The 20,833-nt window shown below is 66.8% G+C and carries 22 protein-coding genes, 1 tRNA gene and 1 riboswitch; of the genes, 4 read left to right on the top strand and 19 right to left on the bottom strand.

All coding sequences use genetic code 11. From position 1 onward, the window contains the following. Nucleotides 1-18 precede the first annotated feature (18 nt). From B215_RS0102700 to B215_RS0102680, 5 genes are all read right to left on the bottom strand, one after another. Nucleotides 19-642, bottom strand: a complete 624-nt coding sequence (locus B215_RS0102700; protein ID WP_019368091.1) for a superoxide dismutase — start codon at nt 640-642, stop codon at nt 19-21. Between the two features lie 134 nt (nt 643-776). Beyond that, nucleotides 777-2,657, bottom strand: a complete 1,881-nt coding sequence (asnB, locus tag B215_RS0102695; protein ID WP_019368090.1) for an asparagine synthase (glutamine-hydrolyzing) — start codon at nt 2,655-2,657, stop codon at nt 777-779. 176 nt (nt 2,658-2,833) lie between these two features. Further along, nucleotides 2,834-3,883 carry an ExeA family protein gene (locus B215_RS19480; protein WP_019368089.1) on the bottom strand — a complete coding sequence of 350 codons (1,050 nt, stop codon included), beginning with the start codon at nt 3,881-3,883 and terminating at the stop codon, nt 2,834-2,836. A 15-nt stretch (nt 3,884-3,898) separates the two neighbouring features. Next, nucleotides 3,899-5,110 carry a pyridoxal-dependent decarboxylase, exosortase A system-associated gene (locus B215_RS0102685; protein WP_019368088.1) on the bottom strand — a complete coding sequence of 404 codons (1,212 nt, stop codon included), beginning with the start codon at nt 5,108-5,110 and terminating at the stop codon, nt 3,899-3,901. Further along, the gene (locus tag B215_RS0102680) at nt 5,107-6,594 is read right to left on the bottom strand and encodes an acyl-CoA ligase (AMP-forming), exosortase A system-associated (RefSeq protein WP_026008870.1); all 1,488 of its coding nucleotides are present in this window, start codon (nt 6,592-6,594) and stop codon (nt 5,107-5,109) included. The genes B215_RS0102685 and B215_RS0102680 overlap by 4 nt, the downstream gene beginning before the upstream one ends. Nucleotides 6,595-6,682: 88 nt before the next feature. Between B215_RS0102680 and B215_RS0102675 the strand changes: the two genes are divergently transcribed. From B215_RS0102675 to B215_RS0102665, 3 genes are read left to right on the top strand one after another with little or no spacing between them, the layout of a single operon-like run. Next, nucleotides 6,683-6,940, top strand: a complete 258-nt coding sequence (locus B215_RS0102675; protein WP_019368086.1) for an acyl carrier protein — start codon at nt 6,683-6,685, stop codon at nt 6,938-6,940. Then, nucleotides 6,937-7,575: a hypothetical protein gene (locus tag B215_RS0102670; RefSeq protein WP_019368085.1), complete on the top strand. Its 639-nt coding sequence runs from the start codon at nt 6,937-6,939 to the stop codon at nt 7,573-7,575. Before B215_RS0102675 ends, B215_RS0102670 begins: the two co-directional genes overlap by 4 nt. Before the next feature lie 23 nt (nt 7,576-7,598). Further along, nucleotides 7,599-8,300, top strand: coding sequence for a serine aminopeptidase domain-containing protein (locus B215_RS0102665; RefSeq protein ID WP_019368084.1), 702 nt, complete (start codon nt 7,599-7,601; stop codon nt 8,298-8,300). A 2-nt stretch (nt 8,301-8,302) separates the two neighbouring features. Here the strand turns inward: B215_RS0102665 and trxB are convergent, their stop codons facing one another. From trxB to B215_RS0102640, 6 genes are all read right to left on the bottom strand, one after another. Then, nucleotides 8,303-9,274: a thioredoxin-disulfide reductase gene (gene trxB, locus B215_RS0102660; protein WP_082664405.1), complete on the bottom strand. Its 972-nt coding sequence runs from the start codon at nt 9,272-9,274 to the stop codon at nt 8,303-8,305. A 137-nt stretch (nt 9,275-9,411) separates the two neighbouring features. Next, the gene (locus B215_RS21165; protein ID WP_156804351.1) at nt 9,412-9,549 is read right to left on the bottom strand and encodes a hypothetical protein; all 138 of its coding nucleotides are present in this window, start codon (nt 9,547-9,549) and stop codon (nt 9,412-9,414) included. A gap of 143 nt (nt 9,550-9,692) precedes the next feature. Beyond that, nucleotides 9,693-9,769: transfer RNA gene (locus B215_RS0102655), tRNA-Met, on the bottom strand. Between the two features lie 56 nt (nt 9,770-9,825). Next, nucleotides 9,826-10,338 (bottom strand): 2'-5' RNA ligase family protein, encoded by a 513-nt coding sequence (locus tag B215_RS0102650; protein ID WP_019368082.1) that lies wholly within the window; start codon nt 10,336-10,338, stop codon nt 9,826-9,828. Next, nucleotides 10,335-12,266, bottom strand: a complete 1,932-nt coding sequence (locus B215_RS0102645; protein ID WP_037512874.1) for a potassium transporter Kup — start codon at nt 12,264-12,266, stop codon at nt 10,335-10,337. The genes B215_RS0102650 and B215_RS0102645 overlap by 4 nt, the downstream gene beginning before the upstream one ends. 168 nt (nt 12,267-12,434) lie before the next feature. Further along, nucleotides 12,435-12,902, bottom strand: coding sequence for an Lrp/AsnC family transcriptional regulator (locus B215_RS0102640; protein ID WP_019368080.1), 468 nt, complete (start codon nt 12,900-12,902; stop codon nt 12,435-12,437). Between the two features lie 136 nt (nt 12,903-13,038). On the opposite strand from B215_RS0102640, the gene ald reads away from it, so the two are divergent. After that, on the top strand, nt 13,039-14,145 hold the full coding sequence (gene ald, locus B215_RS0102635) for an alanine dehydrogenase (protein WP_019368079.1): 1,107 nt from the start codon (nt 13,039-13,041) through the stop codon (nt 14,143-14,145). A gap of 47 nt (nt 14,146-14,192) precedes the next feature. On the opposite strand, the gene B215_RS0102630 is transcribed toward ald, so the two are convergent. The 8 genes from B215_RS0102630 to ccmC form a co-directional block, all read right to left on the bottom strand. After that, the gene (locus tag B215_RS0102630; RefSeq protein ID WP_019368078.1) at nt 14,193-15,662 is read right to left on the bottom strand and encodes a radical SAM protein; all 1,470 of its coding nucleotides are present in this window, start codon (nt 15,660-15,662) and stop codon (nt 14,193-14,195) included. Between the two features lie 81 nt (nt 15,663-15,743). After that, the gene (locus tag B215_RS0102625) at nt 15,744-16,409 is read right to left on the bottom strand and encodes a tetratricopeptide repeat protein (protein WP_019368077.1); all 666 of its coding nucleotides are present in this window, start codon (nt 16,407-16,409) and stop codon (nt 15,744-15,746) included. After that, on the bottom strand, nt 16,406-16,810 hold the full coding sequence (locus B215_RS0102620) for a cytochrome c-type biogenesis protein (RefSeq protein WP_019368076.1): 405 nt from the start codon (nt 16,808-16,810) through the stop codon (nt 16,406-16,408). The genes B215_RS0102625 and B215_RS0102620 overlap by 4 nt, the downstream gene beginning before the upstream one ends. Then, nucleotides 16,807-17,334, bottom strand: coding sequence for a redoxin family protein (locus tag B215_RS0102615; RefSeq protein WP_026008867.1), 528 nt, complete (start codon nt 17,332-17,334; stop codon nt 16,807-16,809). The genes B215_RS0102620 and B215_RS0102615 overlap by 4 nt, the downstream gene beginning before the upstream one ends. Further along, on the bottom strand, nt 17,331-19,256 hold the full coding sequence (locus B215_RS0102610) for a heme lyase CcmF/NrfE family subunit (RefSeq protein WP_019368074.1): 1,926 nt from the start codon (nt 19,254-19,256) through the stop codon (nt 17,331-17,333). Before B215_RS0102610 ends, B215_RS0102615 begins: the two co-directional genes overlap by 4 nt. Beyond that, nucleotides 19,253-19,687 carry a cytochrome c maturation protein CcmE gene (ccmE, locus tag B215_RS0102605; protein ID WP_019368073.1) on the bottom strand — a complete coding sequence of 145 codons (435 nt, stop codon included), beginning with the start codon at nt 19,685-19,687 and terminating at the stop codon, nt 19,253-19,255. Before ccmE ends, B215_RS0102610 begins: the two co-directional genes overlap by 4 nt. Beyond that, nucleotides 19,684-19,815 (bottom strand): hypothetical protein, encoded by a 132-nt coding sequence (locus B215_RS21955; RefSeq protein ID WP_019368072.1) that lies wholly within the window; start codon nt 19,813-19,815, stop codon nt 19,684-19,686. Before B215_RS21955 ends, ccmE begins: the two co-directional genes overlap by 4 nt. Continuing rightward, the gene (gene ccmC / locus B215_RS0102595) at nt 19,812-20,531 is read right to left on the bottom strand and encodes a heme ABC transporter permease CcmC (protein WP_019368071.1); all 720 of its coding nucleotides are present in this window, start codon (nt 20,529-20,531) and stop codon (nt 19,812-19,814) included. Before ccmC ends, B215_RS21955 begins: the two co-directional genes overlap by 4 nt. A 110-nt stretch (nt 20,532-20,641) precedes the next feature. After that, a riboswitch (yybP-ykoY riboswitch) is annotated at nt 20,642-20,825 on the top strand. The last annotated feature ends 8 nt before the right edge of the window (nt 20,826-20,833 follow it).

Below are 20,833 nucleotides of genomic sequence, written 5' to 3'. Positions count from 1 at the left end.
CTTTCTGGCGCGAAGGCCTCAGCCCTGCTGGTCGGCGCGGCTCGCACCTTCGCCGTCGAGATTCTGGGCGACGAAGTCCCAGTTCACCAGCTTGGTCAGGATGGTGTCGACGAACGACGGACGCGCGTTGCGATAGTCGATATAATAGGCGTGTTCCCACACGTCGATCGTGAACAGCGGCTTCACGCCGTGCGCCACGGGCGAGTCGCCGTCATGGAACGAGGTGACCTTCAGCGTGTCGCCGTCGAGCACCAGCCAGCCCCAGCCGCTGGCGAAGTGGCCGACCGATTCCGCCTTCAGCTTCTCGAGCAGGGCCTCGTGGCTGCCGAAGTCGCGGGTGATCATCTCCGCGAGCTTGCCGGTCGGCGCCGCATAGTTCGGCGTCAGGCACTGCCAGAAGAAGCTGTGGTTCCAGATCTGCGAGCTGTTGTTGAACAGGCCCTTGTTGCCCTTGTCCTTGGCATAGGCGATCACGTCCGTCAGCTTCGCGCCGGCCAGCTCGGGAATGTCGGCAACCAGCTTGTTGCAATTGTCGACATACGCCTTGTGGTGCTTGCCGTGGTGGAAATCGAAGGTCTCGGCCGACATGTGCGGCGCGAGAGCATCCTTGGCATAGGGAAGTTCGGGGAGTTCGAAGGCCATGTCTTCCTCCTGTTTGGGGGTTGGGAAGGATTGTCGTGCGCCCGCCTAACGCATGGGAGGGGCCAGCGCCGCAACATTTTTTGTTTCGCCCCTGATCGAATACGGCGATCTGTGTGGCGGATTTGGCGCCGAGCTCAGGCGAACAGTCGCGTCATCGCGCGCTCCAGCAACAGCAGCTGCCACAGCAGGGCGCCGTGGTTCGCTCGTCCCGCGCGATGATCGTCGGCGAGTTGTGACATCATGCGCAGGTCGAACCAGCCCGTCTGCATAAGAAGGGACGAGCGCGCGATATCTCCCGCCGCCCCCGCCAATGCCGTGCGAAGCCACGCGTCGAGCGGCGCAACCCCCGCGCTGCTCGGCCGGCGTAGCACGGCGCGCGGCAGCCAGGGGTCTAGCGCCCTGCGCAGCAGCCAGCGCCCCTGGCCGCGGCTGCGCAGCGCTTCCGGCAGGGTGGCGACGAATTCCACCAGCGTGTGGTCGAGAAGCGGAGCCCGCGCCTCCAGGCCCGCGGCCATGCTCGTGCGATCGAGCTGGGCCAGCCGGCTGCCCGGCAGCCAAAGCTTGATGTCGGCATATCGCGCGCGATCGAGCGCGCTGCGCGCCGGCGCCGCCCGCAGCGCCCTAGCGTAGAGCGCTTCGGCACGCTCCCCCTCCAGCGCCTGGCGCGCCGCATCGCTGAACAGGCGCGTACGCAGGTCGGCTCGCGTCACCATCGTCATCCGGGCATAGGCGTCCGCGCCATCCATCGCCAATGCCTCCAGCATAGGCCGAAGCCGGAGCGGCTGGGGGGGCGCGTCGCCATCGGGATAGATCTGCGCGACGGCGCCGAACAGCCGCGCCCGCAAATCGGCCGGCAACAGGCCGCGCACGCGATCCTGCCGGGCAAAGTCGCGGGCGCGACACTGCCCCGCCAGCACGGCCGCCGCGCCTTCGCCCGACAGCGCAACCGTCATGCTCTCGCGGGCCAGCGCGGACAGCGCATAGGCAGCCGGCGCCGAAGCATCCGCGAGCGGCTCGTCAAAGGCGCTCGCCAGCACCTCGAGCATCTGCGCGGGGTCGAGTTCGGCCGAGTTGCTGCGATGACGGGTGGCGAACCGTCTCGCAATCGCTTGCGCCCGCGATTCCCCGTCCACGCCTTCCTCGATCGTGCAGCTCTGCACCGCCGCCTTGCTGGCATCGGCCATCAGCGCGACCAGGCCGGCGCTCTCGATGCTGCCGGTCAGCAGCGCACCGCTCGGCACCTCCGATGCCATGCGAAGCCGCACCGCGCCGCGCAGCCGCTCGAGCAGCTCGGCCTTCAGGTCGCGCGTGCGGCCGGGGGCGCGGCGGGAAAAGTCGATGTCCCACCAGCGCACCGGCGGCGGCACCGGGCGGCCGCGCTGCACCAGCAGGAAGTGCCCGGCCGCCAGCTTCTCGACCCCTGCGACCAGGCAGTGCGCGTCCGGCACATATCCGAGCCCGATATAGGCCTCCACCGCTCCGATATCGGCAGCGCGACGCAGCATCGGGTGGGCAAGCAGGCCCTTCAGTTCGGAAGCGAAGGCGATCGCGCCATCGGCGAGTTCGGCGATGTGGAGCGGCTTTTCCCCCAGGCGATCGCGCGCCAGGAACAGGCTTTGCCGATCGGCGTCGTACAGCGCGAACGCGAACGCACCGTTCAGCCGCGGCAGCATCTCCGGTCCCCAAACGCGCCAGCCGTGGAGCAGCACCTCGACATCGCTTTCGCTGGTGAAGCATGCGCCCCGCGCTTCCAGTTCGGCGCGCACCGCCCGGAAGTTGTAGATCGCGCCGTCCAGCACCACCGCCAGCCGTTGATCGGGCAGCGCCATGGGCTGCACACCACCGGCCACATCGATGGTCGCCAGCCGCCGGTGGCCCAGCCCGACGCCGGCGACACACCAAACGCCCGATCCGTCTCGGCCACGATGGGCGATCGCCTCGCGCATCGCCACGATCCGCGCCGGATCGATCGGTTTGGCCATGCCCGGATAGAACATCCCCACGATGCCGGACATCAGAGGATCGCGCCCGTCGCACGAAGATGCACGCACGCCCGGCGCAGCAAACCCTGAATCTTCCCCATCGACATTGCGACGGCCGCTACCAAGCGTTTCCGCGATGCGCCACCCCACAGCGCCGCCACTGCGCCCCGACGGCACCGGGGCGCGGCGAGAGACGCGGAAATCTGCCGTCAGCGCAGGGCGTCGCGCAACGCCTGCAGGCTGATGCTGCGGCGCTCCTCGTCCTGCTCCACCCATTCCACCAGCACCGCCAGCACCTGCCGCAGCGCATCCTGCTGGCCGCGAAGCCTTGCTTCCAGTTCGGCCACCCGTTCCGCCAGCAGCGCCATGTCCATGCCGCCGCCGGTCGGGCTCGTATCGGCGGGCGGCAGTGCCTCGGGAACGAAATCAAGCGCCTCGCCCGCGCCGTCGACTTCGATGTCCGCGATCGCGGCCGCCACGTCGGGCGCGCCAAAGGTATCGATACGCACGCTCGCCCCGTGCAGCAGCAGCCGATCCGCCACCAGGTTCAGCCGTCGCGCAACGCCGCCGGACCAGCGGTGCAAGGCTGCGCACGCCTCGCTGGTGAAGCGCGGACGGCCGTGTCCGCCGGCACAGTGCAGGCGATGGCGCAGATAGGGGGCGACCTCCTCGATCTCGATCGCGCCGAGATGTGCCGTGGCAATCACGCCATCGCGCCGCCGCGCGCTTTCCGCATCCTCCACCAAGCGTAGCAGGTGCGGCTCGCCGAACAGGAACAGCCGGAAAAGCGCACCGGCTTCCAGCGTGGAAAGGTGCCGCAGCACATGCCAGCAATCCTCGGACAGCAATTGGGCGTCATCCACCAGCAGCAGGATGCGGCCGCCGCCGGCCATCGCGGCTCGCGCATGATGATCGATCGCGGACAGCGCAGCGGCCTGCGAGATGCCCTGAAGATCCACGCCGAGCGCCTGCCCCACCACCTGCCCCACCAGCCGTATCAGGTCCTCCGCCCGCAAATCCTTGGAGGTGATCTGGAGCAGGCGATGATCTTGTCCATCGATGTCGCCCGCCAGGCGACGCAGCAGGATCGTCTTGCCGACGCCGGCCGCGCCGGTGACGACAACGTCCCCCTGCCCCCGGCCAAGCGCATGGCGCAGACAGGTCATCGCCGTGCCATGGGCTACCGTCTCGAACCAGAAGCGCGGATCGGGTGCGGGCTGAAAGGGGCGTGCGCGCAACCCGTAATAGTCGTCCTGCATCGCGCCCGCCTCCGCTCAGATGCCCGCCAGCACTTCGCGAACGGGCGGGTGGCCCAGAAAAGCCTGCGGGCTTGCCGTCGCGCCATACGCTCCCGACGCGAAGATCGCGATCAGATCGCCGACCTCGGCACGCGGCAGGGCCACGCGATCCGCGAGCCGATCAAGCGGAGTGCATAGCGGGCCGACGATGCTGACCACTTCTTCCGCGGCGTCCTGCATTCGATGCGCAACTGCCACCGGATAGTTGCGGCGGACGACCGTTCCGAAATTGCCCGTGGCCGCGAGGTGATGGTGCAATCCACCGTCGACGACCAGGAAGGTCTCGCCCTGGCTCTGTTTGCGATCGATCACCCGCGCCAGATAGATGCCGGCCTCGCCCACCAGCCAGCGCCCCAGTTCAATGGCGAATTGCGTATCCAACCCCTGCAATACCGGCGCCAACGCGGCACCCACTGCCTCCACGTCGAGTGGAACGTCGCCCGGGAAATAGGGGATGCCGAACCCGCCGCCGAGATTGACCAGGGGCGGCACCGCGCCGGCTTCGTCCGCCAGCCGCGCGGCGAGCGCGACCGTTGCCGCCTGCATCTCGATCACCGCATCGGCGGAAAGCGCCTGCGAGCCGGCATAGATGTGGAAACCCCGCCAGTCCGCGCCCGCCGCGCGAATCCGCCGCACCAGCGACGGCACGCGCGCCGCGTCCACGCCGAACGGCGAGGCCCTGCCGCCCATCTTCATCCCCGATCCGCGCAGCTCGAAATCGGGGTTCACCCGCACCGCCAGGCGGGGTGCGATGCCCAGCCCGTCGCCGATCGCCAGCGCGCGTTCGCCTTCGCTTTCCGATTCCAGGTTCAGCGTCACGCCCGCCACGATCGCCTCCGCCAGTTCGGCGTCGCGCTTGCCCGGCCCGGCAAAGCTGATCGTGTCCGCCGGCTTTGCCGCCAGTGCACGCGCCATTTCGCCGGCCGAGGCGACGTCGATGCCGTCCACCAGCGGCGCCATCGCGGCGATCAGCGGGGGGAAGGGGTTGGCCTTGATCGCATAATGGAGCGCCAGCTGCGGCGGCATCGCCGCGCGGAAACGGGCGATCCGCGCCGCGATGGCGGCGCCGTCGTACAGATACAGCGGCGTATCGGGCGCCGCCCATGCGGCGGCGTCGCGACCCGCGATCGTCAGGGTCGACTGGCGCGCATAGGCCGCGGGGATCGGGCCGATCGGCTTCGCGTTCATAGCACCTCCGCCTTCAATCCCGCGCGATCCAGCTTGCCATTGGCGTTGCGCGGCAGGCTCTCGCGCCAAACATAGTGTGCCGGTTGCTGAAAGCTCGGCAATTCGCGTCGCAGACGTTGGCGTAGCGCCGCCTCGGTGCTGCCGTCGCCCCGCGCGACGACCAGGATCGCCTGCCCCAGGCGCGGATCGGGGACGCCGAAGGCAACGGCCTCCTGCGTCTCGCCGCCGGCGAGCACGGCTTCCTCGATCTCGGTGGGGCTGATGCGATTGCCCGAGGATTTGATCATCTCGTCGTCACGCCCGACGAAGCGCAGCAGCCCGTCCGCATCCTCGGCCACGGTGTCGCCGGACCAGACGGCCATGCCGCCATAGGTCGAATGCTCGGGGGCCAGCCGGAACCGGCGCTCGGTGCGCTCCGGATCCTGCCAATAGCCCTTCGCCACCAGCGGTCCGGCATGGACCAGTTCGCCTTGCCGCGCCTTGCGCCCCTCGGCATCCACGACCAGGATTTCGGCGAACGGAATGGCGCGACCGATCGAATCCGGGTGCGCATCGATCAGGGCGGGGTCGAGATAGGTCGATCGAAACGCCTCGGTCAGCCCATACATCGCGAACAGCTCGGCGGCCGGGAACCTGCTCCGCAGCGCCCGCACCAGCGCGGGTGTCAGCGCCCCGCCGGAATTGGTCAGCCGCCGCAGCCGCGCCGCGGTGTCCGCGGGCCACTCGGCTTCCAGCAGCTGCACCCATAGCGGGGGCACCCCGGCGAGCGTGGTGATGGCGAACCGCTCCACGGCCTTCACGACATCGCGCGCGGTCAGATAGTCGAGCGGCACCACCGATGCGCCAGCCGCCCAGCTGGAGAACAGCTGGTTCTGGCCGTAATCGAAGCTGAGCGGCAGGACGCCCAGCACCCGGTCGTCCGGCGCGATCTTCAGATAGTGCGCGACGCTGATCGCGCCGAGCCACAGATTGGCGTGCGACAGCATCACGCCCTTGGGCCGGCCCGTCGATCCGGAGGTGTAGAGGATGGCCGCCAGCGCATCCGGATCGCCGGAGGAAGGCGGCATGGCGTCGCTTCCCGCCAGTTCCTCCTCGGTTATCACCGTGCAGCCGGTGGGCACGTCTCCGGGCTCCAGCGCCGCCAGCCGCGCGGCTTGGGTGACGAGCAGCCGGGCGCCGCTGTCCGCCAGGATATGTGCCACCTGCGCGCGCTTCAGCATCGGGTTGATCGGCACATGCACCAGCCCGGCGCGCGGCACGGCGAGCGGCAACAGGCAGGCCGCTCGGCTTTTGGGCAGCCAGCTGGCCACCCGCTCGCCCGTCGCCCAGCCCCGCGCGGCGATGCCGTGAGCGATTGTTCCCACTGCCGTTTCCAGCGCGTCGAAGCGCATCGTGCCGGCCTTGTCTGCCAGCGCAATGGCGTCCGGCGCGCCGCGCAGTGGCAGTGCGTCTATAAGATGGGGGGCAGGGTCCAGCGCGATCATGCCGCCACCCATAGTCTTGGCAGCGCCGCCGCCAAGCCTTACGGAAGCGCAAAAATCTTGCAGGGGATCCCCATTGCGGCCTGAAGGCATGCCCGAAGTCGAAAATACCGTGCGCGGCGTGCTGCGCGACGTGTTGGGTCTGAGCGAGGATCGCGTCGCCGCGTTCGATGCGGAGACGCCGCTGTTCGGCGCGCTGCCCGAACTCGATTCGCTTGCCGTCGCCGGAGTGCTCACCGAGATGGAGGATCGCCTGGGCATCCTGATCGAGGACGACGAAGTTGACGGTGAAATTCTCGAAAGTTTTGGCGCCCTCACCCACTTCGCCTCCCAAAAGGCGTTGGGGTGATCGAACCCTATGACTGGGCTGGTGGCCGCGAAGCGATGCTGCGCTTCGGGCCCGGCAGCGGTCCGGTCGTCGTGGCGGCGCTGCCGCTATTTGAAGAAGCGAACCGCACCCGCGCGTTCGTGGTTGCCATTTTGCGGGCACTTGCCGATCGGGGCATCGCCGGCGTCCTTCCCGAACTGCCGGGCACGGGCGACAGCCTGATCCCCACCGATCGCATCGCGATCTCCGATCTGCGTGCTGGTTTTGCCGCCGCGGCGCGCACGGCCGGCAAGCGCGCTTACTCGCTGGCGGTGCGCAGCGGCGCCTTGCTCGACGGGACCGTGATGATCCGTCGCCGCTGGCATTTCGCGCCCCAGACCGGGCCGGAACTCCTTCGCGCACTGCACCGGATGCACCGCATCGACGGTATGCCGGGCTATGGCGGCCATCGCCTGCCGGAAAGCTTCCTGGAGGAGCTGCCGGAATGCCATCTCGAGCCCGCTCGCACGGTCCGGCTGGATACGGACATGCGGCCGTCCGATCACAGCGTGCCGGGCAGGCCGCTATGGCGGCTGCCGGAGCCAACAAACGATTTGACCCTCGCGGAGTTGCTGGCGGCCGATATCGCGGCCTGGGTGCAAGCGTGCGAAGCCTAGTCGCGTTTCCCTGCTTGGGAGAGATGCTGGTGGGAGCGCTGGATGCTGCCTCCGGTCAGGCGGGGCTGCTCATCGTTTCAGGCGGGAACGAGGTGCGCGCGGGGCCACATCGCAGCATGGCGCTGCTCGCCCACCGCATCGCCGCGGCCGGCTTCCCGGTATTTCGATTCGATCGGCGCGGCGTGGGCGATTCGAGCGGCATCAACCAGGGCTTTGAAAACAGCGGCGAAGATATCGCCGCGGCTACCAAGATTTTTCGGCAGGAAGCATCGCTCGCCCGCGTCGTCGCCTTCGGCAACGGCGATGGAGCGACCGCGCTGGCGCTATTCCACGCTCAGGCCCGGATCGATTCGTTGCTGCTGGCGAATCCGGTCACGAAAAGCGGGATCGACGCAGCGGCGCCGGAGACGGCGGATCAGGGGGATTCTCGCGGCTGGATGCGGCAAGTGATCGGCAGGATCAGCGGGCGGCGGGCCGATAGCGAGTCCACGCTGGTCGCTCGGCTCGCAGAAGCGCTAACCGACGCGAAGATACCGATCACTCTACTGCTGGCGACACGCGATCCGGTCGGCGCGCTCTTCGCCGATCTGCTGCACCGCCCCGCCTTCGCCGCGTTGAGCACGCGCGTCCGACGCAAACAGTTTAATACCGATAGCCACAGCTTTGCCGGCAGTGCCGACAAAGCCTGGCTGTACGAGCGTATCCTCGAAGCGCTCGCCGAATAGTCCTATTCGGCGGCTTGGGCGATCGTCTCGAAATCCGCTTCGGCCAGGAATCGTTCGGCATCCAGCGCCGCCATGCAGCCTGTGCCGGCCGCGGTGATCGCCTGACGATAATGCTTATCCATCACGTCGCCGCAGGCGAATACGCCCGGCACGTTGGTGCGGGTCGTCCCCTTTTCGACTTCGATATAGCCATCAGCGTCGAGCGTGATGTGGCCGCGGAACAGTTCGGTGGCCGGATGGTGCCCGATCGCAACGAAGCCGCCGTCCACGTCGATGGTCGACAGCGCGCCCGTCACCGTGTCCTTCAGTTCGATCGCGACGAGACCTTCCGGCTGCCCACCGCCGATGAACCGCACGACCTGCTTGTTCCACAGCACGTTGATGCGCTCGTTCGCGTGCAGGCGCTCCTGCAGGATCTTTTCGGCGCGGAGGCTGTCGCGGCGGTGGATCAGCGTCACGTCATGGCTGTGGTTGGTCAGATACAGCGCTTCCTCGACCGCGGTATTGCCGCCGCCGATCACCGCCACCTTCTTGCCGCGGAAGAAAAAGCCGTCGCATGTCGCGCAGGCGCTGACGCCCTTGCCCTTCAAGAGTTCTTCCGAGTCTAGGCCCAGCCACCGGGCCTGCGCGCCGGTGGCGATCACCAGCGTGTCGCCCAGATAGACCGTGCCGCTGTCGCCCACCATTCGGAACGGCCGCTGGCTCACATCGACCTCGACGATCGTGTCCCACATCATCTGCGCGCCGACATGCTCCGCTTGCGCCTGCATCTCCTGCATCAGCCAGGGGCCCTGGATCACTTCGCGAAAGCCGGGATAATTCTCGACATCGGTGGTCGTGGTCAGTTGGCCGCCGGGCTGGATGCCCTGCACCACGATCGGGGCCAGGCCCGCGCGAGCGCCGTAAATAGCCGCCGAAAGGCCGGCAGGGCCGGAGCCGAGGATCAACATGCGAGTGGAATGGGTAGCGGTCATGAATGCTTTCCGTCGAATCTTTCGGTGCCGCTTCTAGGGAAAGGGTACCGTCGGAAGCAACATGGCGTCGCGGGAATGTCGCGCAACGCCGTGCCGGAACAAGAAAGCTGCTACACCATCAAGGGAAACTTCGCGGGTCAGCGAAGGACCAGCAGCACCACACCCGACCAGAACACGATTGTGCCTACCGCCATGATCAGCAAGCTTCCCGACGCCGCAGGATCAACACCACGCCCCTCAACCTGCTCGGGCGGCAACTCATACAATGCACGCATTCACGGCGCTCCGTTTCAGACGACCTCTCTCCGGTTCTTCTTATAACGTGTTCGGAACCGGTGACTCTTCCGGGAATATGCTTAACGCGCCGATACGGGCCTGCATAGATGCCCCTCGGTACGCTTTTGTATTTTAGTGTGGATGGTAGCGGAGGAGGGACTTGAACCCCCGACCCCAGGATTATGATTCCCGTGCTCTAACCAACTGAGCTACTCCGCCCTACCAAGGCGACCCGTTCGGGCGAGGGGGCCACATAGGTCCAGCTTTTCGAGCGGTCAAGCGTACATGTTACGCGAATGCAATTCCCACGGGCCGCCACGATACCACCAGCTCGCTAGGCCCGTGATTTCCACGCTTCGCGGCTGGAAATCGCGCGACAGCGCGGCCATCAGAGCCTTGGCGAGTACCGGCGTGACCTTGTTCTGCACGGTCACATGGGGGCGCCATCGCCCGGCATCCTGCAGCGTCAACAGGCCCGCAAAGGCCTGCACAAGCCCTTCCCGAATCACCACTAGGTCGGGCGAATCGATTCGGTAGGCCACGCCGCGGCCCAGCGACATCAGCCCGCCGACCGTCGCGCGGGGTGCCCGCACCCCGCGTGTCTCCTGCGCCAGCCGATGCTTCAACTCTTCCGCCACTGACGGCGGAAGATTATGAAACAGCGTCAGGTGCGCGTCGAGCTGGTTCCGCTCGGGCGGGAAATGGGTGCGGCGAAGCGAATCGAACCACGCCTGGTCCGCCTTGCCGAACAGCGCGGTGACGATCAGCGGGGCCGGCGCCCCGCTCAAATTTCGACCTGGCTTCCCAGCTCGACCACGCGGTTGGTGGGCAGGCGGAAAAACTCCATCGCGCTTTCGGCGTTGCGCAGCATCCAGGCGAACAGCTTTTCGCGCCAGATCATCATGCCCGGCCGCGAGGAAGGCAGCAGCGTCTGACGGGCTAGGAAGAAGCTCGTTTCCATCATCTTGAACTCGGCCCCGCACGCGCTGGCGGATTTCAGCGCCGTCGGCACGTCCGCTTCCTGCATGAACCCGTAATAGAGGATCATGCGGTGGAAGCCCTTGCCGAGATCCTCCACCACCATGCGCTTCTCTTCCGGCACATAGGGGACGTCGCTGATCTTCACGGTCAGCAGGATTACGCGGTCGTGCAGCACCTTGTTGTGCTTCAGGTTGTGGAGCAGCGCATGCGGCACGCCGTCGGGCGTCGAGGTCATGAACACCGCGGTGCCGCGCACGCGCGTGGCGGCATTGGCAGCCGATTCGATAAAGATCTGGATCGGCATCGCGCTCTCGCGCAGCCGTGCGATCATCAGCTTGCGCCCCTTCGCCCAAGTGGTGAGCAGCGTGAAGATGAGGAAGCCCACCATCAGCGGGAACCACCCGCCATCGGGCACCTTGGTGAGGTTCGCCGCGAAATAGGCGAGGTCGACGGTGAAGAACAGCAGCAGCAGCGGGACCGCGTAGCGCTTCTTCCAGTGCCACAGGTTGAACAGCACCACCGCCAGCAGGCAGTTGTCGATCAGCATCGCCCCGGTGACCGCAATGCCATAGGCCGCCGTCAGGTTGGACGAGGTCTGGAAGGTGAGAACCAGCAGGATCACCATCACCATCAGCGCCCAATTGATGATCGGGATATAGATCTGCCCCGCCGTGGCCGCGCTGGTATGATCGATCCGCAAACGCGGCACGAAGCCAAGCTGGATCGCCTGCTGCGTGACCGAGAAGGCGCCGGAGATCACCGCCTGCGACGCGATGATCGCCGCGGCGGTGGCCAGCCCCACCAGCGGCAGCCGCAGGGCTTCGGGTGCGAGCAGGTAGAAGGGGCTACGCAACGCCTCCGCATCGCGGATCAGCAATGCCCCCTGCCCCATATAGTTCATCATCAGCGCTGGCAGCACGAACCACAGCCACGAAACGCGAATCGGCTTGCGGCCGAAATGGCCCATATCGGCGTAGAGCGCCTCGGCGCCCGTCACCGCCAGCACGATCGAACCCAGCGCGAGGAATCCGCGCAGCGGATCGAGCGTGAAGAACTGCACCGCATGGTGCGGCGAGAATGCCTGCAGGATGTACGGCGTCTGCACCATGCTGATCACGCCCAGCGTGGCGATGACGAGGAAATAGAGCATCATCACCGGGCCGAAGAACGTGCCGACCCGCGCGGTTCCGGTCCGCTGGATGGAGAACAGCAGCACCAGGATCACGACTGCGATCGGCACCACCAACCGATGGAAGGCGGGCGCGGCCACGGCCAGCCCTTCGACTGCGGACAGCACGGACACCGCCGGCGTGATCATGGAGTCGCCGTAGAACAACGCCGTGGCGAACACGCCTAGCAACACGATGCCTTGCGTCCAGCGCCGTTGCCCACCACGCCCGGAAATCAGCGCCAGCAGCGCCAGGCTGCCGCCTTCGCCCTTGTTGTCGGCCCGCATGATGATGGTGACGTATTTCAGCGTCACCACCGCCATCATCGACCAGAACATCAGGCTGATCGCGCCCAGCACGTGGGGCGTATCAAGCGGCAGTTCGTGATGCTCGTTCGCGAAAGTCTCGCGGAACGCGTAGAGCGGGCTGGTACCGATATCGCCGAAGACGATGCCGATGGCACCGATGGCGAGCTTCCACGTCGGGTCCTGGCCGTGGCCATGCCCTTCGTGCGGTTCCGAATCGGGGGGGAGCGCGGCAGCGTCTCCAGTCACGGCGGGGGTCACCGCCGTGGCAAACGCTGAAGGAGGCGAACCGAGCTGGCCATAGAGACCTGTGTTCTCGTCATCATCAGGATGCGGGCCGTTAGCATGTGCAACATGCCCTATCAACAACGGTGTAAGGGCCACGAGACGCGCGACCGGCATGTGCGTTCCAAAACGGGCACAACTTCGTCATGAATCGGCGAACAAAGCATCGGCTTCGCCCCGCGTCGGCACCTCGCGGAGCACGAAACTGCTGTTGATCGTCACGACTCCGGGCAGGCGGCCCAGCTTTTCGCGGTGCAGCCGCTCATAATCGTCCAGATCCCGGCACAGGATCTTTAGCCGGTAATCCTGTCCGCCGGAGACGAGCGCGCATTCAACCACACCGTCGATTCGCCCCACCGCCGCTTCGAACTGGGCGAGATCCTCCTCCACCTGGGTTCCCAGCGTGATATCCACCAGCGCCGTCACTCGGAAGCCGAGCGTGCGATGGCCGAGGCGTGCGCCATAACCTCGGATCAGGCCATTCGCCTCCAGCGCCTGGATCCTGCGAGTACAGGCAGACTGCGACAGCCCCACTGCGGCTGCCACCTGGCTGACGGGTGCACGCGCATCGGCGGCAAGCGACTTGAGAATTGCTGTGTCGATTCGGTCCATCACGCATGAACCTCGTGTTTTCTCCGCCTCCACACAAGATCCATGCACCAAAGCCCATATCACAGGCCGATCTTTGCAGGGATTCGTGCCGGCCTTCCGCGCTAGCATGGAGGCATCAGGACTTAGGAGAGTTCCCATGCGCATCGGCGTTCCCAAGGAAATCAAGAACCACGAATATCGCGTCGGCCTGACGCCAGCCTCGGTCGCAGAGTTAGTGCACGCCGGCCATCAGGTGCTGGTGGAGACCCGCGCCGGTATGGGCATCGATTTCGACGACTCGGCCTACACCGCCGTCGGCGCGCAAATAGCCCCCGACGCAGCGACCGTTTTCGCGCAATCCGACATGATCGTGAAGGTGAAGGAGCCGCAGCAGCAGGAAATCGCCCTGCTCGAGCCGCGCCACCTGCTCTTCACCTATCTCCACCTTGCTGCCGACAAGCCACAGGCGGAAGGGCTCATCAAGTCCGGCGCGACCTGCATCGCCTACGAGACGGTGACGTCGAACTCGGGCGCCCTCCCCCTGCTGAAGCCCATGAGCGAAGTCGCCGGACGCATGTCGGTCCAGGTCGCCTCGCACTATCTCGAGAAGGAACAGGGCGGTCGCGGCGAACTGCTCGGCGGCGTGCCGGGCGTGGCGCCCTGCAAGGTCGCGATCCTTGGCGGCGGCGTCTCGGGCATCAACGCCGCGCAGATGGCGACGGGCCAGCGTGCCGACGTGACGATCTACGACATCAGCAACGAGCGCCTTGCCGAGCTGGACATGCATTTCGGCAGCCAGATCAAGACCGCCTATGCCAGCAAGGCGGCGATCGCCGAGGCGGTGAAGACAGCGCAGGTGGTGATCGGCGCGGTGCTCGTGCCGGGCGCGGCGGCACCGAAGCTTGTCACCCGCGACATGCTGAAGACGATGATGCGCGGATCGGTGCTGGTGGACATCGCGATCGATCAGGGCGGATGTTTCGAGACGAGCCGCCCGACGACGCATGACGACCCCGTCTTCGAAGTCGACGGCGTGATCCATTATTGCGTGGCGAACATGCCGGGCGCGGTCGCGCGTACCTCGGCCTTCGCACTCAACAACGCAACGCTGCCGTTCGTGCTGAAGCTGGCCAATCGCGGCGCCGAAGCTGCGATGCGAGCGGACCGACACCTCGCCAACGGCCTGAATGTTTCGGCGGGCAAGATCCGCCACCAAGCCGTGGCGGAAGCGCTCGACCTGCCGTTCGAAGCCTGGGTGGCCTAACGACGTTCCGCGCCTCGCCCGGTTCACGCGGGCGAGGCGTTCCGGCTTCAGGCCGCCTTGGCCTGGCTGTCTGGAAGATACTCCACAAGATTGCCCAACTGCACGCGCGGCGAACGCAGCCGCGGATCGGCCATGGCGGCAAGGAACGCCTGGTGCTGGGGATGATCGGGCAGGAACACCGCCTTGGCCGCATATTGCTGCGGCGAGAAGGTGCCCCAGTTGGTGACCTTGCCGAAATAGATGCTGGTGGCGTTCAGCGAGTCGGCGAGCGCCACGCCCTCGCCCATTTCGTGGAAGTTCTCCGTTTGCACCGTGAAGCTGAGCGAAAGCCGTTCGATCAGGCCCTGCGCCAAGAGATCGCCGGCAAAGCGGAGGTTCTGCTGCATCACTTCCCAGCGCGCCCCGCGGCGAAGCAGTTCGTGCGTTTCCTTCGAAGCGCCGTCGATGCTGATCTGAAGCGCGAAAACCCGGCGATGCAGCGCGGGGAACCGCTCCCATTCGCGGGGGGTGAACAGCATGGCATTCGTCATGATCCGAAACCGCAGGTCCGGATATTCGTCTGGCGTCAGCCGCTCCATCAGCCGGCGGAAATTCTTGCTGGCGAAGGGGTCGCCAGATCCCGTGATGAACACGGTCTTGGCATCGCGCAGCATCGGCAGGATCGCCCGCTCCTGCATCGCGTCATAGCGCTGCCGAGTCGCCTCGTCGGCGGCGATCTTGCTCGTGCGGCAGCTGGGGCACGATAGGTTGCACGTCAGGTCATAGGCGAGGTTCACGTCTTCCGGCCCCGCCGCCATCACGGTTTCCTGCTCAGCGATCAGGCTGGCGAGGCCCGGCCAACGGCTCGCTACCTCTTCCTTGGTCGGCAGCGTGCCGGCTTGAATCGCGGGACAAGCCATCTTGTTACAGTGGCGGTAGCTGCCGTCATGGATGCTGGCGCGAACCGCCTGCGCTGCCTGCGAATTCCACACGTCTTGCCACTCGGCGCCGCTCAGGTCGCCGGCGGACTTGTCGAGCCAGCTTGCACAGCACTGATGGGTACTCCGTTCGAGCACGTGCAGTTCTAGGAAGGGCTTGGTGCAGAACCGGCCTTCCAGCTGATACTTTGGGTTCTCCGGATCGGCCATGCCGTGAACGTGGAACAGCGCGCCCTGGGCCAGTACTGAGTTATTCTGCACGGTGGCCAGGTGAGTCAGTCGGGCCAGCGCCTGATCAAGCTGGCCCTCATGCGCATCGCACATCGCCAACACAGTCTCCAACGCGATCGCCACGGGCATGGCGATTTGTACGGTTCCGCTCGCCGCTTTGGCATGGCTGTTGCGCACGACGCGGGAAAACATCGGCAACGCTGCCAGGAACTGCGGGAACGCCGACCAGATTTCCGGCCGGTCATCCGGCTTCAGAAGGTCCTCCAGCATGATCCACAACATGTCCTCAGCCTTGGCATAGGCGGCGTGGTCGGCTTCATTAAGGCCGTTCTTTAGGAAATCGGCGGCCTTGCCAGTGGCGATGTGCATTGTCGGGACCCTGTATCCGCGGAGACGAGCGGCGCACGCACGCAGGCGGCACCGATCTTAATATAGACGGATACTAGTTGGTTAGCGGGCGCGCCCTGCATTCTCCGCCGATGCGGCGGTCGCTGCAGCCTCGGCAAGGCTGGGATCGAGCGTGAGCATCGCCTTCACCATGTCGTCGCGGTAGCTGGCGTCTTTGGGCACGCGCTGCAGCGCTTCGCCCCAGGCGTTGCGGGCGGCGCTGATGTCACCGCTTCGTGCCAGGGCAATGCCCAGGAAAAAGGGCGGACCGGGGTGGCTCGGGCCGAGTTTCGCCGCCTTGTCGAATGCGAAGCGTGCCGCCGGCGAAAGCTGATCGCCATCCTGTTCGGCCAGCGCCACCCCTAGCCAAGACCAGAGGCCGACATCGTTCGGCGCCTTGCGCACGGCGCCGAGCATCACCGCTGCCGCATGACGCGGTGCACCGGCGCGGATCATGCCGTCGGCCGCCATGAAGTAGCTAAAATCGAAATTGAACCGACCGAACATCGCCTCGCGCACGGCGATCACGTCTTGGTCGAGCGGCCGTGCGTTCGTCGCGCCCTGGGCCGGCTGCCCGGCAAGGCCCGGCCGTCCCTGCCACGCATATCCGGCGGCGGCCAGCATCACCGCCATCGCCGGCAGCGTCCAAAGTCTCCGTGGGAAGCGAATGAATAGCAATAGCGCCCCGCCGAGCAGCGCGAATCCGCCGAAAACCAGCCACCCGGTCATGCGGCAGTCCGCCGGAACAGGCGGCGCGCGATCAACAGGCCGATCCCGAGGAGCGCCAGCGGTGCGATCCAGAGCGGCGCCGTCACCCAGCTGAGCGGCGGATCGTAGCTCACATAGTCGCCGTAGCGATCGATCAGCCAGGCGCGGACCTGCGTCGGCCGTTCCCCCGCGGCGATGCGCTGGCGGACCAGCGCCCGCATCTCGCCCGCCATCTCCGCATCGCTGTCGGCGATCGACTGCCCCTGACAGACCAGGCAGCGCAGCGTCTCCATCAGCGCCTTGGCCTTTGCCTCCTGGGCCGGATCGGCCAGCTGCGTGTAGGCCAGTTGCGACGGCGGCAGGCTGGAATCGGCATGCGCCGCACCTGCGATCAGCAGCAGGGCGAGCGCCGCGCGCTTCACTTCGCCTTCTCCAGCGCCGCCAGCAGCTTTGCCACGTCCTCGGCGCGCACGTCGCCGATATGCTGATCGACGATCACGCCGCGCGAGTCGATAACGAAGGTCTCGGGTACGCCCGAGGAGCCGAGCGACAGCTGCGCGCGCATCGCCCGATCGTCGCCGATCCGGGCATAGGGATCGCCGTTGCGCGCCAGGAAGGCCTGCACGTCGGCAGTCGTATCGCGCACGGCGATCGCGTCGATCGGCACGCCCGCCTGCTTCAACTTCATCAGCTGCGGCGCCTCGGCCACGCATGGGATGCACCAGCTGGCGAACACATTGAGCAGGCGCGGCTTGCCGCCCGCCTGACGAGCGGTGTCGATGCCGTCCTTGTTCGGCAAAATCGGCGGCAGGCGGAGCGCCGGCACCGGCTTGCCCACCATCGCCGATCGTACCAGATGGTCGCTCGGCTCGATCAGCCCGTTCACGACCAGCGCGAACACGATCGCGAACAGCGCCAGCGGCAACCAGATCAGCAGCTTCTTCATGCCCATGCTTCCTCGCGCGCGGCGCGCATCCTGCCGCGGAGCCGTCCGATCAGAGCAATCAGCCCGCCCAACGCAATCAGCCCGCCGCCACCCCAGATCCAGGTGACGAACGGCTTCCACCACAGCCGCAACTGCCATCGTCCGGTACCATCGGCCGCGCCCAATACAGTATAGATCTGCCCATCCCACAAGGTAGCGATCGCCGCCTCGCTCGTATTGGTGGGCGGGCTGGCGAAGAAACGCTGCTGCGGCACAAGCTCGAACGGCTTGCCGGCGCCGCGCTGCAGCTGCAGCCGCGCCTCCATCGCCGACCAGTTGGTGCCGATCGCAGGCCGCACCTCGACCAGCGTCACCCGAAACGGGCCGACGGTCAGGTTGTCGCCCACTGCCACGGCGGCGAGTCGCTCCTGCTTGAACAGCGTGTCCGCCGCCATGCCTGCCACGCTCATCGCAATGCCGAGATGCGCGATCACCATGCCCCAGATCGGCAGCGGCGTGCGGCGTAGCTTGCGCTTCCACAATGGCGCGATGCTGGCCGCTGCGAGCCCGAAGGCCAGCGCCAGCGCCAGCACGGCGATCAGCGATCCGCCGCCGGCAAGCGCGAAAAACAGGGCGAACGCGACGCCCGCCACCGCCACGGGCACGGTCAGCCGTGACAGCAGCGCCTGCGCCGTATCGCGTCGCCAGCGCAGCAGCGGCCCCGCCGCGGTGCCGACGATCAGCAACAGCGCGATCGGCACCGCCGCCTTCTCGAAGAAGGGCGCGCCGATCGAAAGCTGCACGCCCATCGCCTGCGCGGCGAGCGGATAGAGCGTACCGATCAGCACGACGCCCAGGATGACGCTGAGCAACAGGTTGTTGAACACCAGCGCCGCCTCGCGGCTGACCAGTTGGAAGGTGGCCCCTTGCGTCACGGTACCCACCCGCAGGCCGAACAGCGCCAGCGCACCCCCGATGTAAATGCCGAGCAGCGCCAGAAGGAAACTCCCGCGCGTGGGATCGACGGCGAAGGCATGGACGCTGACCAGAATGCCCGATCGCACCAGGAAGGTGCCGACCATGGACATCGAGAAAGCAACCACCGCCAGCATCAGCGTCCAGGCCCGCAACCCGTCACGCGTTGCCAGCACGTTGACCGAATGGAGCAGCGCCGTCGCCGCCAGCCAAGGCATCAGCGAGGCATTCTCCACCGGATCCCAGAACCACCAGCCACCCCAGCCGAGCTCGTAATAGGCCCAGTAGCTGCCTGCGGTGATGCCGATCGTCAGGAAGATCCAGGCGCCGAGCACCCAGGGCCGCATCGCCTTCGCGAACGCGGGCCCCACGTCGCGCATCACCAGCGCTGCCACGGCAAAGCTGAACGCGACCGACAGACCGACATAGCCGAGGTACAGCGTGGGGGGATGAAAGGCGAGGCCGGGATCCTGGAGCAGCGGGTTGAGCCCCTGCCCGTCCGTGGGCGCCGGGCTCAGCCGCGCAAAGGGGTTCGAGGCGAAGGCCAGAAAGGCATAGAAGCCGATCGCGATCCCCGCCTGCGCCGCCAAGGTCGCCGCCAGCGTGCCTGCCGCCAGCCGCCGCTCGGCCAGCGCCACGCCCGCGCCGGCCACTGCAAGCACGGTCACCCACAGCAGCATCGAACCTTCGTGGTTCCCCCAGGCGCCGGCGACCTTGTACAGCATCGGCTTCTGCGAATGGCTGTTCTGCGCGACCAGCAGCACCGACATGTCGGACCGCACGAACAGCCAGATCAGGATCAGAAATGCGGCGGAGGCGAACAGCGCCTGAGCAAGCGCCATTGCGCGCACGCCGGCAAGCATCGCCCCGTCATCGCGCGCCCGCGCCGCGCCCGTGCCCAGCATCAGCTGCGCAACGGCAAAGGCGGTGGCGAGCCACAACGCGCCGAGTCCGGCTTCGGCGATCATGGTTCCAGCGACTCGCTCTTGTGCATCTTTCCCGCCATCTGCGGCGGCATGTAGCGTTCGTCGTGCTTGGCGAGCAGATTGTCTGCGGCAAAGCTGCCGTCGGGCTGGAATCGCCCTTCGGCGACGACGCCCGACCCTTCGCGGAACAGGTCCGGCGTCACGCCGCGGAAGCGCACCGGCACCACCGCCTTGCCGTCGGTCACGGCGAAGCGGATCGAGATGCCGTCCGCCGCCCGCACGAGCGATCCTGTCTGGACCATGCCGCCCAGCCGCACCGCCTTGCCCAGCGGCAGCGGCTTGCCCGCCACGTCGCCGGGCGCATAGAAGAACGCGGCTTGATCCTTGAGCGCCGAAAGCGCGAGCAGCGCCGCCCCGACGATCGCCGCGACGGCGAGCAGGCCCAGTGTCAGTCGCTGATGCTTGGCCCTCACCGGCGGCGCCCCACTGCATCGGCCATCGCCTCGGCGCGGCGCATCGCCAGCCAACTCGCCAGCGCGAGGCCGCCCGTACCTAAACCGACAAGCGCATAGGCCGCCGTCACGAACCACCAGTGATTCATTGCGCCGTCATCCTCCGCAACCGCGCTTCCAGCTTCTGCCGCGCCAGCAGCGCCCGCATGCGCATCAGCACCATCGCGCCGAACAGCAGCGAGAAGCCCGAAAGCGTGAACCAGAGCGGCCACAGCATCGAGGAATCGATGGTGCTGCGGGTCAGGCCGATGCTTTCCCCCTGGTGCAACGTGTTCCACCAGATCACCGAATAGCGAATGATCGGCAGCAGCACCGTACCTGCCACGCCGAAAAGCGCCGGAATGCGGCCGTCGCCGCTCCGCTCGGCATCGGCACGTGCCAGCGCGATCCAGGCGATATAGATGAAGAACAGCAGCAGCATGCTGGTCAGCCGCCCGTCCCATTCCCACCAGGTTCCCCAGGTGGGTCGACCCCAGATCGATCCGGTCGCCAGGCACAAGGCGGCAAAAACGGCGCCCACCGGGGCCATTGCCCGTGCCGCCACGATCGCCAGCGGATGCCGCCAGATCAGATAGCTGAGGCACGCCAGGGCCAGGCCGCTCCAACCGCCCATGCCCAGCCACGCGGTGGGCACATGGATGTAGAGGATGCGGACGCTGTCCTTCTGCAGATAGTCGGCCGGTGTCTGCGTCAGCCCGGCCCATGCGCCGAACAGCGTCAGCGCCAGCCCGATCCAGAACAGAGCCGGCGTCAGCGGCCGGGCGATCTTGAGGAAGCGCGCCGGATTGGCGAGGGCGTGAAGCATCGGCACGCGCGTGGATTAGCCGGATTTCTCACCCGATTCCAAGCAGGGATTACACGCAGTGTACGCACCGCGCGCATAGGGTTGCAAACTCGCGCAGGCTTCGCTACCCGGCCCCCGTCATCTGGGGAGTAGCCACCGGCGCATAGCGCCGTGCGCCCGCGTCAACATACTTGGTCGAGAGGCCATGGCGCAGGCGGAGCCGATCGCGGCTCAGGCGAGACCAATGGCGTCGTATCTCCGCTCATGCCGGGCGGGGAGATTCGATGTCGTTGGATTCGCGTTCCGCCCGGCCCTGGAGACGT

The sequence above is a fragment of the Sphingomonas sp. ATCC 31555 genome (assembly GCF_000282895.1).
In the GTDB taxonomy this organism is placed as follows: domain Bacteria; phylum Pseudomonadota; class Alphaproteobacteria; order Sphingomonadales; family Sphingomonadaceae; genus Sphingomonas.
Note: the sequence above shows the minus strand (reverse complement) of the source record. Positions and strands in the feature narration are given on the sequence as shown.

Excerpts from the sequence above, each read along its gene's own strand:
- B215_RS0102700 (WP_019368091.1), bottom strand. The coding sequence starts at position 642 with ATGGCCTTCGAACTCCCCGAACTTCCCTATGCCAAGGATGCTCTCGCG.
- asnB (WP_019368090.1), bottom strand. The coding sequence starts at position 2,657 with ATGTCCGGCATCGTGGGGATGTTCTATCCGGGCATGGCCAAACCGATC.
- B215_RS19480 (WP_019368089.1), bottom strand. The coding sequence starts at position 3,883 with ATGCAGGACGACTATTACGGGTTGCGCGCACGCCCCTTTCAGCCCGCA.
- B215_RS0102685 (WP_019368088.1), bottom strand. The coding sequence starts at position 5,110 with ATGAACGCGAAGCCGATCGGCCCGATCCCCGCGGCCTATGCGCGCCAG.
- B215_RS0102680 (WP_026008870.1), bottom strand. The coding sequence starts at position 6,594 with ATGATCGCGCTGGACCCTGCCCCCCATCTTATAGACGCACTGCCACTG.
- B215_RS0102675 (WP_019368086.1), top strand. The coding sequence starts at position 6,683 with ATGCCCGAAGTCGAAAATACCGTGCGCGGCGTGCTGCGCGACGTGTTG.
- B215_RS0102665 (WP_019368084.1), top strand. The coding sequence starts at position 7,599 with ATGCTGGTGGGAGCGCTGGATGCTGCCTCCGGTCAGGCGGGGCTGCTC.
- trxB (WP_082664405.1), bottom strand. The coding sequence starts at position 9,274 with ATGACCGCTACCCATTCCACTCGCATGTTGATCCTCGGCTCCGGCCCT.
- B215_RS21165 (WP_156804351.1), bottom strand. The coding sequence starts at position 9,549 with ATGCGTGCATTGTATGAGTTGCCGCCCGAGCAGGTTGAGGGGCGTGGT.
- B215_RS0102640 (WP_019368080.1), bottom strand. The coding sequence starts at position 12,902 with ATGGACCGAATCGACACAGCAATTCTCAAGTCGCTTGCCGCCGATGCG.
- ald (WP_019368079.1), top strand. The coding sequence starts at position 13,039 with ATGCGCATCGGCGTTCCCAAGGAAATCAAGAACCACGAATATCGCGTC.
- B215_RS0102630 (WP_019368078.1), bottom strand. The coding sequence starts at position 15,662 with ATGCACATCGCCACTGGCAAGGCCGCCGATTTCCTAAAGAACGGCCTT.
- B215_RS0102625 (WP_019368077.1), bottom strand. The coding sequence starts at position 16,409 with ATGACCGGGTGGCTGGTTTTCGGCGGATTCGCGCTGCTCGGCGGGGCG.
- B215_RS0102615 (WP_026008867.1), bottom strand. The coding sequence starts at position 17,334 with ATGAAGAAGCTGCTGATCTGGTTGCCGCTGGCGCTGTTCGCGATCGTG.
- B215_RS0102610 (WP_019368074.1), bottom strand. The coding sequence starts at position 19,256 with ATGATCGCCGAAGCCGGACTCGGCGCGTTGTGGCTCGCCACCGCCTTT.
- B215_RS21955 (WP_019368072.1), bottom strand. The coding sequence starts at position 19,815 with ATGAATCACTGGTGGTTCGTGACGGCGGCCTATGCGCTTGTCGGTTTA.
- ccmC (WP_019368071.1), bottom strand. The coding sequence starts at position 20,531 with ATGCTTCACGCCCTCGCCAATCCGGCGCGCTTCCTCAAGATCGCCCGG.